Here is a 13,649-nt window from a genome sequence, read left to right as displayed (position 1 = left end):
TATGGGCTGTCGTCTAACGGCGAGTCGGTGAACCAAGAATCCCCCACTATAACCCGTAGGGTTTAGTGGTGGGAGTGTCAAGAATTAACAAGACGAATAGAAAATTCATTTCTGTTTGACCCTGAAAAAGTTGGATTTTTTTTAAGAAAACACTTACCAGCAACTTCCCAATATGAAGATTTCCAAAAAATACCACTATGGCGAATCCAAGTATTGGATAATCTTATTTATTGTGCTAAGAGCAATGTTATAACCGTTGTACCTATGACAAAGGCACAACAGCCTAAGTTTGTAGTAATGGCTTTAGCTTTTATCTTATTTATGATATAGTTTTAACGGTTAAGTGCGAACGAAAAATTAGTATTTTAAGTTTTATTATGGGTAATGTCAGTTATTGAAAAAGAAAATCAAGAATTACCGATGAGGTATAGTAAAGCCATCCTGACAGCTACACCACTGGTAACTTGTTGAGAAATTAAGCTAAATTGAGGATCATCCATTAATTCTGAACTAATTTCCACCCCTCGATTAACTGGGCCCGGGTGCAATATTTTTACATCTGGTTTACATAAGGATAATTTCTCGGCGGTAATACCAAATAGGTGATGGTATTCTCTCAAACTGGGTAATAAATAATTACTCATGCGCTCTTTTTGCAGTCTTAATGTCATTACAAAATCAGCATCTTTTAAAGCTGGAGATAATTCCCAGTGAATAAATAAACGATCTTGACATTCAGCCTTGACAGTTTGAGCGAATAATGCTGGTAATAGGGTGGGGGGCGCTGCTAAATGGAGGAGGGCGCCCGCCGCCAGTAAGCTATAAAGATTGGAGCGCGCTACCCTTGAATGAAGAATATCACCCACAATAGCAATTTTTTTCCCTGCTAAAAGTTCAATGTGAGGGTTTTTTTCATCTAGTAAACTACAAATGGTAAATAAATCTAGTAAACCTTGAGAGGGGTGTTGGTGCAAACCATCCCCTGCATTAAAAATACTTACCCCTGTGTCTAGTCGATCCATTTCCTGTGCAATATTTAACGGTACACCAGAGTGACTATGACGTATTACCATAATATCAGCGCCCATCGCCAAATATGTTTTTGCTGTGTCGAGAATCGTTTCACCCTTTGTTAAGGATGAACTACCCGGTGCAAAATTGAGAATATCTGCTGAAAGTCTTTTGGCTGCCAGTTCAAAACTACTACGAGTGCGAGTAGAAGGTTCAAAAAACATATTAGCCACCACTCTACCCTGTAAGGCGGCAACTTTTTTTGTTCTACTTTTCAACACATCCTGAAAACTAGAAGCAGTGCTTAAAACGGTGTTGTATTCTTCGATGGTAAAATCGTCTAAGGAGATGATATGCCTTTTCTGCCAAGCAGTGGTAACGGTCATGGGCGCTGTATTTTTCGCTTTTACTCACAAGATTATATACTATTTTAAGCATCGTATTTAAAATTTAATATGAGTATCGGATTAGCATTACATACCAGTAGCGGAGAGTTAGGGCTAAGTTTAAGAGATAAAGAGGGAAAAATTAAATTTTCGTCTTGGGATTTAGGCAGAACTTTAGGACAGTATTTACAAGAAAAATTAGCATTATTTATTAATCCTTTAAAATGGCATGATTTAGAGTTTATAGCAGTAGCTATAGGACCGGGAAGTTATACCAGCGCCCGTATTGGTGTAGTTACAGCTAGGACTTTAGCTCAACAGTTAAATATACCTCTCTATGGCATTTCAACCTTAGAAACTTTGGCTTGGCATGAAGCACAAAAAACTCATCGAGAGATTTTTTTAACTACCATGAAAGCTAATCAAAAACAAGTCTATGGAAGCATTTATCAAGTAAATTTAAGAGATAAAACTATAGTAAATATATTGCCAAATCAATTATTTGATAATGAAAAATGGACAGAAATATGTGATAAATATCAAAGCCAATACTTAGAAAATTCCTCATTAATTATTGCTCCTGATGATTTAGGAAATAATGCCCCAGATTTATTAGCAATAGCTGAGTTAAAATGGCATCAAGAAGTTAAAAATCAGCATTTTTCAACATGGGAAAATGTTTTTCCCTATTACGGTTAGTATTTATGTCTCGCAAAGACGCAGAGGCGCAAAGGTTTTAATAAGGTTAGTCATTCTTAAAAATAGCTCAAACTATTAACTGTTGCCTTTTGCCTGTTGCCTACCCTAATCAACAATTTACATACTCAAAGTGAGAGAGTCATAATCATTGAGTTAGAATAAGAAAAAAGTGTAATGATAAGCTACTATGACTCAGACTATCGACAAGTATCAAGCAATTCTAGCGCCCGTCACCAATAATAACCAAATTGAAAATAATTTCTTAGGTGATTTTTTTCAGGAAACATTCGCACTCACAACACGTCTTTTTATTCAGTTGAAACGACGCCCTTCTACCCTCGTAGCAGGAGTAATTCAACCTTTTATGTGGTTAATTTTGTTCGGTGCTTTATTCTATAATGCACCTCAAAGTTTATTTGGTGAAGGGTTTAGTTATGGTAAATTTTTAGCTCCCGGTATCATTGTTTTTACTGCTTTCTCGGGTGCTTTAAATGCTGGTTTACCTATTATGTTTGATCGTGAATTTGGTTTCTTAAATCGTCTTTTAGTTGCCCCTCTTTCTACTCGTTTTTCTATTGTTATGGCTTCGACTATTTATATTATTAGTCTTAGTTTAATTCAAACGATAGTGATTATCACTGCGAGTAGTTTTACGGGCGCTGGATTACCTAATTTAACAGGATTATTGGCAATTATATTAATTACTTTCCTAATTGTTTTAGGAGTAACAGGATTAAGTCTAGGTTTAGCATTTGCTTTACCCGGACATATCGAATTATTAGCTGTTATATTTGTTATTAATTTGCCATTATTATTTGCTAGTACCGCCTTAGCACCGATGAATTTTATGGCAAACTGGTTACAAGTTATTGCTAGTTTAAATCCTCTTACTTATGCCATTGAGCCAATTCGTTATATTTATCAAAATGATGTTTGGAATTTGAGTAGTGTTGTGGTTAATACTCCTTGGACAGATTTAAGTTTTAGTACAGTTTTAATAATTTTAACAGTTATTGATGGATTAATTTTATTTACCATTAAACCTCTGTTAAGTCGCCGTTTTGCTTAAAAAAATTATTTAGTTTCTAACCAATTTCATTAAGATTATGTATCTATTTACTATGCAAAAATATAAATTGATTTCTCTTGTACTCAGTTCTAGTTTTCTGCTTTTAATTACTCCAAAAATAGAAGCTCAAACCAATAATTCTAGTGGAAATAATCCTTTTCAAAATAATGAACAAAATTCTCTCTACGGAGATAGCTTTAATCCCATGGATTTAATTCATAATGCGAATCGTATCAATCGCCTTAATTCTGCCGATTTTGTTAATAACTCTGACCGTAAAATTGATCAAGAAGCCCAAAATTTTCGACAACAACAACAGCAAAGAATCCTCGAAATGCGCCAACAAAAACAAACGGAAGAAGAAATTAATTAGTTTTTATTTACTCTCAATTAAATAACTAACTATACCCCTCTCCAATACTGAGAGGGTAAAATTCTTCAAATAATGATACATTTACAACTCAATAAAACTATCTTGTTATTAGTAATTATATTGACACTATTCTCAAAAGAGAAAATTATCATTTATAACAAACAGTAATAATTTTCTTTGTCCCTTTTTTTTGGAGAATTACAAAAATATTCCTCTAAATCTCGACTAAACAAATATGAAAAAATTTAACGACTCTATTGTAATTGGCATAACGGGAGGAATCGCTACTGGAAAAACTACTGTTACCCATTATTTAGCGGAAAAATATCAATTTCCTGTAATTGATGCTGATATTTTAGCTAGAGAGGCGGTGGCAATTAATACCCCCATTTATGATTTAATTATGATGCGTTATGGTGATCAAATTAGTTTTGATAATGGTCATTTAAACCGTCAAAAATTGGGAGAAATCATCTTTAATAATCAGCAAGAAAAAATCTGGTTAGAATCACTAATACATCCTTTTGTTTATAAAAAGATTACAGAAAAAATTAGTAGTTTACCCAGTTCGATCATAATTCTTTCAGTGCCGTTACTTTTTGAAGCTAATATGGCTGATTTAACTTCAGTAATTTGGGTAGTTTATTGTGATTTATCACAGCAGTTAATAAGGTTACAAACTCGCAATAACTTGGATCGGCGAGGGGCGCTAATGCGTATTAATAGTCAAATGTCTTTGTCTGAAAAAGTGAAAAAAGGTGATTTTATTTTAAATAATAATGGTAATAAAGAGCAACTTTATCGACAAATTGATCAAGAAATATCAACAATAATTTAAAGAGTATTTATTACAGCAGTTTTCATTTCCTTCAACCAGACTTTGGATTATTACAAATATTCTTTTTGTGCCTTTGCGAGAAACAAAAAATGTGGTTTACTCATTTGAAATGCACTGTATTTAACTAAAACTATATTTTAAGTGATTGCACAAAATTCATTGTATGTAGGCAAGGGGTTTAAACCCCTTATTATAGTCATTTTAAATAGAAATTAAATTTTTAATAATTTCAACAATTTTTTTACTCGCATTATTGTGACTTTGAAACGGTTGTAAATCTTTTTTTATCTGTTCTAGTTTATGAGGATTTTCATAATAATCAATAATTAAATTAACAATATTTTCTACTTTTAAATATCCCATTAACTCAGGGATAATTTCACGTTTTGCCCAAATATTAGGCCAAGCATAAAGGCGATTTGTGCGACGGGTATATACTATCACAAACCAGTTAATTAACTTGGCAAAAACACTGCCAATTACTGGTAAATTAGCCATTAATCCTAATAAACCATCCCAAGATTTCATGGCATCTAATTGAAAAATAGGCAGTAACACTACCATAGGTACCACTAAAGATGCCAATTGGGCGGTATTAGCGCCCACCGTCGTTACACAAATATCACACTGTTTTAACTCATCGTAACAGGGAAATTTGCTAATTAAACGAATTTTATACTGATTATCTATTAATAAATATTCTTGATTATTTTCGGCTATTAATTCATAGGAAAAATCACCAAAAAGATGAGCATAAGGATTATTTTCTATGTGAGTATAACTATGTAAAATTTTGCCATTGATGGTGGGCGCTAGGGGAATAATTAACTCAAAATCGGGATTTATTTCCGCAAGACAGCGCCCGATAGCGCCCATCAACGGCATCCCCTGAGTCAATTTACTAGGTTTTGAACCGGGCAAAAAACCAATGCGAAAAGTAGATTTAGGGATAACATCGATGGGAGGTACATCTAACATTAAATCCCCTACCACCGTGCATTTATGTTGAAATTGAGCGGGAATTTTCTGCTTAACTCGTTCATTCATCACCGCAAAATGGTCAAGATAACGATACCAGCGCCCTTCCCACTCAGCATAAACCAAACTTTTATAACCTAAACGTTTAGCAATGACAAGAGTAAAAAATTGATCACCCCCCAAAAAAATCACAATGCCCTTGTCACACCAATGCCAATTATCGGGGGTTTTTCCCCAGATCAGAAAAGAGTAAAAATCATCAGCGCCCAGCGCCCGATGCACCCCAGCACATTGTTGCACCATTGTCAACTCCTGCCCCGAACTATTAGGACAAGGGGATAAAATGACCGAAATTCGAGCTTGGGGGAAGGGCGCTGACAGAGAAGCCAGTAAAGGAAAAACCCAAGTGGTAATTTCCCCCGGACCATTAGATAAAATGACAATATCGAAATCAGCCATATATAAATAATTGATAATTGACAATGGATAATTGACAATGAATAATTAATTATTTTTTAGCCACCTCACGGGTGAGAATCTCCAAAGCCTTGCGGAATTGAGCATCATCAATAGTACCAACTTTTTGACGATCATTCATCAAAACTTCCTTCTCCGCCTCACTCATCTCATACACCTCATCAGGAGTAATGCCCTCCTTATTAATATCTCGACCATCAGGAGTTAAATATTTAGCAATAGTTACCGCCAAACCAGAACCATCACCCAAACCACGCACCGATTGCACCAAACCCTTACCAAAAGTTTGAGTACCAACAATGATAGCCCGTTCATGATCCTGTAGCGCCCCTGACAAAATTTCACTAGCACTAGCTGAACCACCATCCACCAACACCACCAAAGGTTTATCAGTAAGGGCAGAACCATTGGCACGGTGAGCATCCACTTCCCCCACTCGATCCACCGTCGTCACAATGCGACCGCTATCAATCCACATGCGAGAAATTTCCACACTAGAATAAAGCAAACCTCCCGGATTAGAGCGTAAATCAAGAATATAACCGCTAACATTTTCCTTTTCAGCCATAGTAATTGCTTCGCGCATTTCCTTCCCTGCATTACTACTAAACTGCACCAAACGAATATAACCCACCTTACCCAAACTAGGATTATCAATAACTCTCGCCTTAACGGGGTGAATCTCAATGGTGGCACGGGTGAGGGTAAACTCCATCTCTTTGCCTTCTCTCTCAATGGTTAAAACCACATCCGTGCCGGGTTTGCCACGAATCAAAGACACCGCATCATTTAAGTCCATTCCTTCGGTGCTTTTACCGTCAATTTTCAAAATAACATCTTGGGCAATAATTCCCGCTTCAAAAGCCGGAGTATCTTCAATAGGAGAAATAACCACAATATTTTTAGTTTCTTCCTCTTGGGTGATTTGAATACCTACCCCAGTCAACTCCCCAGAAGTATCAATTTGCATATTCTTAAATTCTTCGGGAGTCATAAAACGAGTGTAAGGGTCTTCTAGCCTTTTCAGCATTTCTCTCACTGCTTCATAGGCTTGATCTTGATCGCTATATTCTTTCTCTAAAAACTCGGTTCTGATACCACGCCAATCCTGACCATTAAAAGTTGCATCCACAAAGCTACGATTAATAACTTGCCAAACTTCATCGATGATTTCTTTAGGACTATCTTGGACAAATGCCTGAGTTTGGGAATAGTGTAACCCGATACCCGTCATTGCTACGCTGGAAACTGTTAAAGCTGTTGCCCCTAAAATTAATCCTTGTTTGGTAATGCTCATATTATCCAAATTTTTTGCTAAACTGACTGATACTCTGGGAATAATTATGGTTGCAAATGTTCCTGATCAGAGTTATTTGTATTTTCTGATGGTAACATATTTGATCATGAGAATTCCCTGAAAAAATAAGGAATATAGTATTTCACATTCCTATAAATCTCTTAATCCAATTAGAAACTGCCGAATTTTTTTTGTGAAGAGGGGAAAACGGGAAAAATGAAGGGGGAAAATTCTTAGAATGGGATCAAGTGTTTATTTGTCGGTGGGTATTTCCTATAATCCTATTTGTGAGTAAAATTAGCCAAAAATGCGCACTTTTTGAATAGTGTAGTGTACCTTAAACCTTTATTTTTTAAGTCTTCTGACTAATTTAACATATCCTCATTCGTCTTACAAAGCACCAAGAGAAACAGGAACAAAATCTCCATAAATAGTTAAAGCTAATAGTAGTGGTTCACCTTCAGGAATTAATTTTCCAGTTAATACGCAACTTTCATCTTTTCTAGCTACGGCATCGAAAGTAACACGAATATCACCCACCGCAAAATTTGGTCGATATTCTCCTGATTTTTGTTGTACATAGTTCCATAAGATGTCCCGAATTAAAGTTTGATAACCTTGACTTCCCGATAAAGATTTCAAGCTATCTTTCAGGGTTTTCTCTAATCTGATACTCGTTACTTCCATTTGAGTTGTTGAAGCCTTATTTGTAGAACGCATGATAATAAATAGTCTTTATTGAGATTATTTTTGGGTAAGACTAGAGTAGTATATTATTATTTTTTTGGCTACTAATTTTCATAAAAATTTACAAATCTTTAATAATTTTATTTGCTTTCATTGGCAAGGTTTTCCTAACTCCGTATTTGATTTTATAGCTAACTGAATTTATGAATATTAAAAAAGTATTAAAAAATATATTGTGAATTTACTTACAAACATAATACATTTTTTTAGAATTTAATTATAATTTGTTTAACTAGAAAATTTTAGGATAATTATTGATGATTTACCTCAGATGAAAGTTTGTAATTACAAGACTTTACGCTCTTCATTGTCATAAAGTTAATTATTTTTTCTCCAGTTAATTGAGGGCAGGTATAATGAAAAAAATGACCACCTTTCGCAACTACAAATAGTTCATCTTCAGATTTTAAATAAGGTTGCCATTGTGCTAACAGCGCCCGTGACACAACCAAGTCATCTTCACTACCACATACCATCATGGGGTTAGTAATTCCACCTTTGAGTATTTCCTTTTCCTCATAAATAGAATGGGGAGATATGGTATATAAAAGCGCTTTATCTAGTAAATTAACAAAAGCTCTTTGATAATAATGATTTTGATAATTAAAAAGGCATTTTGCTACTTTTGCTAGTGCTACTTCTCGACTACAGGGTAAATTTTTTCTGATTTGATAATAATAATTAACCCAATCAACTTCAGGATTAACTCCTACCCCCAAAAGGGTTAAAGATTTTACTAATTCAGGGTATTGACGACTTAGTAATAATCCTAGTAAACCATCGGTACTATGTCCAACCAAGTGGACAGGTTTTTTGATTACTATAATATATTCTCGCAATAATTCCACGGCAGTGTGGAGGGCGCTGTTTTCATCAGGAGTAATATCATACTCCCAATGTCCAATACTGACGTGATTAGAAAGATATTTAATAATAGGTAGGTTAAAACGTCTTAAATAAGGATTAGTGTTTAACCATAAAACATCAGGATTTTTGAACATCTTTTGCAACTATTTTAATAATAAATGAATAAGCTCTAAGCAAAATCTTATCACCTAGCCCAACATAACTAAGGAATTTTATTGCTAATTATTTCTATTTAGTTGAATACAGCTTAACCCAAATTTTCACTTAATGCAAGTAATTATCATTAAAAAATATAAAGTTGTCGGTCTAATAGTGCCAAAAATAGGGATTATAGAGAATTGGAGTGGATAAAGTAATAAGTTTGAGGCAAATAAAATAAGTAATATGACACAAATCAAAGATATTGGGGAGCATCAATTACTAAAAACTATTAAAAAGTATTGTAATCAGGATATAGTGGGAGATGACGGCGCCCTCCTCCCCGTGAAAAGTGACCAAAACTTAGTTATTACCACTGATATGCTAGTGGAAGAAGTACATTTTAACCAGCGCACTTCACCGCCGTATATGGTGGGTTGGCGTAGCGTTACAGCGAATCTTTCTGATTTAGCCGCCATGGGCGCCCTTCCCGTCGGTATTACCGTTGCCCTTTCTTTGCCACCTACCACCCCCCTGCATTGGGTAGAATCTTTTTATCAGGGCATGAAAGCCTGTTTAGATCAATTTAATACGCCTATTATCGGCGGAGATTTAACTGGCGGTAGTCATAAAGTGATTGCCATTACCGCCTTTGGGCAAGTTAAACCCCATCAGATTATCGCCCGTAATCAAGCAAAGCCGGGGGATTTGATCGCGGTGACGGGCGCCCATGGTTTGGCGCGCGCTGGGTTAGACATTCTCCTTTATCCCGAAAAATATCCACATATTGACAGCAAAATCAAAGAAAAACTAATCCTTGCCCATCAACAACCCCAACCAAGATTAGATATTACTAAAATACTACAGCAATACCAAAAATCTCCCATCGCTGGAATGGATAGTAGTGATGGTTTAGCCGATGCCATCATCCAAATCTGTCAACAAAGCCAAGTGGGGGCGCAAATAAAACGTCATTTAATTCCTCCTAGCCCTGAAATTTTCCACATAACCGATGAAGAAACTGCTTGGCAATGGATACTATACGGTGGGGAAGACTTTGAATTAATTATTTGTATTTCTCCCTCACTCTATGACCAATTTACATCAGAAATTAATAAACAAATAACTATCATCGGTGAAATTACTGAGAAAAAAGAAATTTGTTTAATTAGTCCACTCAATAATTACCCCAAACTTTTCCTAAATCAAACAAAAACCTTTAACCATTTTTAGGTATAATGAATCAAGTCTAAGATTTATCGTTAATCTGCTCTTTTTATCAATTATAGTTAATCACATCATGATTAAAATATTAGTAGTTGATGACAGTCACGCTCCTAGGGAGATGATCTGTGATACACTCAAAAAGTTTAATATTCAAGTCACAGAAGCGGTAAATGGGTTAGAAGCAGCCAAAATTTTAGCAACCGAAAAATTTAACTTGGTTATTACCGATGTAGTCATGCCAGAAATGAATGGCTATGAGTTATGTCGTTGGATTAAGGAAAATCCCGGCACGGAAAAATTGCCCGTCATATTTTGCTCTACTAAAAATCAAGAATTTGACATTCATTGGGCAACAAGGCAGGGAGGTGATGCTTACATTGTTAAAGAAGATTTTATGAAAGATAAAATGGAATTACTCAAAACCATTAAATACTTACTTAAACATAAAAAATAGCATATTTTGGACAATGGACAATTGACAATTATGATGTTTTGCCAAAGTATCTAAATTATCTCATAACTTGGGGTCTGCTGAATAAATCAAAACCCTTGTTAAATAAAGGTTTAAAGTCTATTCTACATAACAAAAAGTGTCATAAATTGACTTTTTTCTCCAAAAATACTGTATTTCCTTCTTCCCAATCAAAAATTGTTGATACAAATGAGTAATTTATGAAAAATAAATATTTGGCTTAACTCTTTAATTTATAACCATTTCACCTGACACCTGAAGCCTGACACCTCCCCTCACTTGTCATTTTTATTAACAAGGGGTTTAAACCCCTTGCTTTATATCGAAAATTAAAATTAAGATAAAGCCTCAATTAATTTATCTTTAGCAGTAGTTAAAGCCTCATCAATTTTACTAGCATCTTTTCCACCAGCTTGGGCTAAATTCGGGCGCCCTCCACCGCCACCGCCACAAATTCGAGCAATTTCACCGATAAATTTCCCAGCTTGAAGTTTTTTCTCTTTATAAATTACTTCACTAAAAGAGGCAACAAAACTAACTTTTCCAGCTTCAGGAATGGAAGCTAAAATCACCGCACTATTACCTAATTTTTGTTGTAATTTTTCTCCAGCAGTTTGCAAAGATTTAGCATCCAAATTACCAAGATTTGCCACTAAAATCTTAAATTCTCCCACCGTTTGCGCTTCATTAATTAAACTATCCGACTTTAATAAAGCCAATTCTTGTTTAAGATTTTCTAACTCTTTTTGAGTCGCTTTTAACTCACTTTGTAGATTAGAAAAACGCTCAGGAATTTCCTCCGGTTTAGCCTTCAATTTATCAGCTAATTCCTTAACCACGTCATCCCTTACTTTAAGGTATTCTAAAACAGAAGCGCCCGCCACCGCTTCAATGCGCCTTACCCCTGCGGAAATACCCGTTTCAGAAACAATTTTAAATAATCCGATTTCGGCAGTATTATTAACATGAGTGCCACCGCATAACTCCATAGAAACGCTAGGAATATCAATAACGCGCACTTCGGCGCCGTATTTTTCCCCAAACATGGCAGTAGCGCCCCTCGCCTTAGCATCTGCTAATGACATAATATCAATAACGGTGGAGTGCGCTTCGGCAATCCAAGTATTAATTAAATCTTCCACCTGCTGTAACTGCGGTTTAGTAGGAGGCTGAGGGCAATTAAAATCAAAACGTAACTTATCAAAGGATACCAAAGAACCAGCCTGAGAGATACTGTCATCGATAACTTTTTTCAAAGCCGACTGCAATAAATGGGTAGCCGTGTGATTTGCCTTAACACGATTACGACAGGCTTTGTCGATGGTGGCGCGCAATTTTTGTCCTACCGTGACAATTCCCCGTTCTACCGTGCCATAATGAATAAAAAACCCTGATTCTTTCTGCACATCATTAATGGCAATCAATACATCCTCTCCAGCCAGATAACCTTTATCGCCAATTTGCCCCCCAGATTCAGCATAAAAAGGGGTTTTATTTAAGATTAACTGAATTTCAGCGCCCGTCACCGCTTTTTCTACCGACTTGCCTTCTACCAATAACGCCTCTACATGACTGATTAATTGATATTCACTGTAACCAAGAAATTCCGTCGGGTGTAAATGTTCAGCTAGTTGATCTATACTACCTTGCACGGTTAAATCAATGGTGGAGTGCGCTGATTGAGAGCGTAATTTTTGAGTTTCCATTTCCGCTTCAAACCCTTCAATATCAACAGTTAAACCCTCTTCCTCCGCAATTTCTTGGGTTAACTCAAGGGGAAAACCAAAGGTATCATAAAGGGTAAAAGCATCCACTCCCGAAATTTCTGTTTTTTGCGACTGTTTGAGTTTCAAAATCACATCCTCAAGGAGTTTTTCACCCCTTTCCAAAGTCGCTAAAAAGGCGCTTTCTTCCCGTTGCAACTCTGCTTTAATAGCTTTTTCCCTTTCTCTAGTATTGCTGTAAACCCCTTCTAATAGCTGTATAGCGGTTTCTGCCACCTCAGCGATAAAATTTCCTTCAATGCCAATTAAGCGCCCGTGACGCACCACACGACGGATTAGACGGCGCAAAATATACCCCCTACCCATATTCGATGCGGAAATACCGTCAGCAATCATTTGTACTACAGAACGCACATGATCACCGATGACTTTTAATGATACTTTAGTTTTAGCATCGGCTTGGTGGTAGTCAATTTTTGCCAACTGGGAAGCAGTTTTGATGATAGGGAAAATCAAATCAGTTTCGTAGTTATTCGGCACTTGTTGCAGAATTTGCGCCATTCTTTCTAAACCCATACCAGTATCGATGTTTTGCTTGGTGAGGGGCGCTAGATTGCCTTCCGCATCTCGGTTATACTGCATGAAAACCAAGTTATAAAACTCGATAAAACGGCTATCATCTTCTAAATCGATATGATCATCACCCAATTCGGGCTTAAAATCGTAGTATAACTCAGAACAAGGACCACAAGGTCCTGTAGCGCCCGATTTCCAGAAATTATCTTCTTCTCCCATGGGGATAATGCGTTTTTCGGGGATTCCCACCTCATCACGCCAAATGGCAAAGGCTTCGTCATCTTCATGAAACACACTAACAACGATTCTCTCCGGCGGTAATTGAAAGACTTTCGTTGACAATTCCCATCCCCAAGCGATGGCTTGTGATTTGAAGTAATCACCAAAACTGAAGTTACCCAACATTTCAAAAAAGGTGTGATGGCGCGCTGTGCGTCCCACATTTTCTATATCATTGGTACGAATACATTTTTGTGAGGTAGTAGCGCGAGGATATTCTGCTTGTCGTTGCCCCAAAAAAATTGGTTTAAATGGTAACATTCCAGCTATGGTTAATAATACCGTAGGGTCTTCTGGAATGAGGGGGGCGCTGGGTAGTATTTGATGTTGTTTTGCTTCAAAAAATTGTAAAAATTTCTCTCTGATTTCGTTGCCAGTCAAGCTAGGAGGGATATTAGTCATAGCAATTTATGTATATCGGTACATATCCTATTATTGCTGATTTTTGTTGCTATCATAAGATTTAAGAGTTAATCGATAACTAAAATATG

At 36.1% G+C, this 13,649-nt stretch carries 12 protein-coding genes; 6 read left to right on the top strand and 6 right to left on the bottom strand.

Translation table 11 applies throughout. The annotated features are described in order from the left end of the window. Window positions 1-407: 407 nt before the first annotated feature. Window positions 408-1,397 (bottom strand): aspartate carbamoyltransferase catalytic subunit, encoded by a 990-nt coding sequence (locus tag IGQ45_02305; GenBank protein MBF2056057.1) that lies wholly within the window; start codon window positions 1,395-1,397, stop codon window positions 408-410. 69 nt (window positions 1,398-1,466) lie between these two features. Between IGQ45_02305 and tsaB the strand changes: the two genes are divergently transcribed. From tsaB to IGQ45_02285, 4 genes are all read left to right on the top strand, one after another. After that, window positions 1,467-2,096: a tRNA (adenosine(37)-N6)-threonylcarbamoyltransferase complex dimerization subunit type 1 TsaB gene (gene tsaB / locus IGQ45_02300; protein MBF2056056.1), complete on the top strand. Its 630-nt coding sequence runs from the start codon at window positions 1,467-1,469 to the stop codon at window positions 2,094-2,096. A 187-nt stretch (window positions 2,097-2,283) separates the two neighbouring features. Further along, a complete protein-coding gene (locus tag IGQ45_02295; protein MBF2056055.1) occupies window positions 2,284-3,165 on the top strand; it encodes an ABC transporter permease in 882 nt (293 codons plus the stop codon). Between the two features lie 52 nt (window positions 3,166-3,217). After that, the gene (locus IGQ45_02290; protein ID MBF2056054.1) at window positions 3,218-3,538 is read left to right on the top strand and encodes a hypothetical protein; all 321 of its coding nucleotides are present in this window, start codon (window positions 3,218-3,220) and stop codon (window positions 3,536-3,538) included. A gap of 235 nt (window positions 3,539-3,773) precedes the next feature. Further along, window positions 3,774-4,376, top strand: a complete 603-nt coding sequence (locus IGQ45_02285; protein MBF2056053.1) for a dephospho-CoA kinase — start codon at window positions 3,774-3,776, stop codon at window positions 4,374-4,376. A gap of 201 nt (window positions 4,377-4,577) precedes the next feature. Here the strand turns inward: IGQ45_02285 and IGQ45_02280 are convergent, their stop codons facing one another. From IGQ45_02280 to IGQ45_02265, 4 genes are all read right to left on the bottom strand, one after another. Beyond that, complete coding sequence (locus IGQ45_02280; protein ID MBF2056052.1) at window positions 4,578-5,813, bottom strand: lipid-A-disaccharide synthase; 1,236 nt, start codon at window positions 5,811-5,813, stop codon at window positions 4,578-4,580. 49 nt (window positions 5,814-5,862) lie between these two features. Further along, complete coding sequence (locus tag IGQ45_02275; protein ID MBF2056051.1) at window positions 5,863-7,128, bottom strand: PDZ domain-containing protein; 1,266 nt, start codon at window positions 7,126-7,128, stop codon at window positions 5,863-5,865. Between the two features lie 390 nt (window positions 7,129-7,518). After that, entirely contained in the window at window positions 7,519-7,848 is a 330-nt protein-coding gene (locus IGQ45_02270) for a hypothetical protein (GenBank protein MBF2056050.1), read from the bottom strand. 278 nt (window positions 7,849-8,126) lie between these two features. Beyond that, window positions 8,127-8,876, bottom strand: a complete 750-nt coding sequence (locus IGQ45_02265) for an alpha/beta hydrolase (GenBank protein ID MBF2056049.1) — start codon at window positions 8,874-8,876, stop codon at window positions 8,127-8,129. Window positions 8,877-9,126: 250 nt separating this feature from the next. Here IGQ45_02265 and IGQ45_02260 point away from each other — a divergent pair, with 250 nt between their 5' ends. Continuing rightward, window positions 9,127-10,113: a thiamine-phosphate kinase gene (locus tag IGQ45_02260; GenBank protein ID MBF2056048.1), complete on the top strand. Its 987-nt coding sequence runs from the start codon at window positions 9,127-9,129 to the stop codon at window positions 10,111-10,113. 67 nt (window positions 10,114-10,180) lie between these two features. Further along, window positions 10,181-10,561 carry a response regulator gene (locus tag IGQ45_02255; protein MBF2056047.1) on the top strand — a complete coding sequence of 127 codons (381 nt, stop codon included), beginning with the start codon at window positions 10,181-10,183 and terminating at the stop codon, window positions 10,559-10,561. 353 nt (window positions 10,562-10,914) lie between these two features. On the opposite strand, the gene alaS is transcribed toward IGQ45_02255, so the two are convergent. Further along, complete coding sequence (gene alaS / locus IGQ45_02250; protein MBF2056046.1) at window positions 10,915-13,560, bottom strand: alanine--tRNA ligase; 2,646 nt, start codon at window positions 13,558-13,560, stop codon at window positions 10,915-10,917. Window positions 13,561-13,649: the final 89 nt, after the last annotated feature.

Source organism: Cyanobacterium sp. T60_A2020_053 (assembly GCA_015272165.1).
In the GTDB taxonomy this organism is placed as follows: domain Bacteria; phylum Cyanobacteriota; class Cyanobacteriia; order Cyanobacteriales; family Cyanobacteriaceae; genus Cyanobacterium.
The sequence above is the reverse complement of the archived record's forward strand: the minus strand, read 5'-3'. Positions and strand labels throughout refer to the sequence as shown.

Bases quoted from the DNA above. Each gene is read 5' to 3' on its own strand.
- IGQ45_02260 (MBF2056048.1), top strand. From the start codon at position 9,127: ATGACACAAATCAAAGATATTGGGGAGCATCAATTACTAAAAACTATT.
- IGQ45_02290 (MBF2056054.1), top strand. From the start codon at position 3,218: ATGCAAAAATATAAATTGATTTCTCTTGTACTCAGTTCTAGTTTTCTG.
- IGQ45_02275 (MBF2056051.1), bottom strand. From the start codon at position 7,128: ATGAGCATTACCAAACAAGGATTAATTTTAGGGGCAACAGCTTTAACA.
- IGQ45_02305 (MBF2056057.1), bottom strand. From the start codon at position 1,397: ATGACCGTTACCACTGCTTGGCAGAAAAGGCATATCATCTCCTTAGAC.
- IGQ45_02285 (MBF2056053.1), top strand. From the start codon at position 3,774: ATGAAAAAATTTAACGACTCTATTGTAATTGGCATAACGGGAGGAATC.
- tsaB (MBF2056056.1), top strand. From the start codon at position 1,467: ATGAGTATCGGATTAGCATTACATACCAGTAGCGGAGAGTTAGGGCTA.
- alaS (MBF2056046.1), bottom strand. From the start codon at position 13,560: ATGACTAATATCCCTCCTAGCTTGACTGGCAACGAAATCAGAGAGAAA.
- IGQ45_02255 (MBF2056047.1), top strand. From the start codon at position 10,181: ATGATTAAAATATTAGTAGTTGATGACAGTCACGCTCCTAGGGAGATG.
- IGQ45_02265 (MBF2056049.1), bottom strand. From the start codon at position 8,876: ATGTTCAAAAATCCTGATGTTTTATGGTTAAACACTAATCCTTATTTA.
- IGQ45_02270 (MBF2056050.1), bottom strand. From the start codon at position 7,848: ATGCGTTCTACAAATAAGGCTTCAACAACTCAAATGGAAGTAACGAGT.
- IGQ45_02280 (MBF2056052.1), bottom strand. From the start codon at position 5,813: ATGGCTGATTTCGATATTGTCATTTTATCTAATGGTCCGGGGGAAATT.
- IGQ45_02295 (MBF2056055.1), top strand. From the start codon at position 2,284: ATGACTCAGACTATCGACAAGTATCAAGCAATTCTAGCGCCCGTCACC.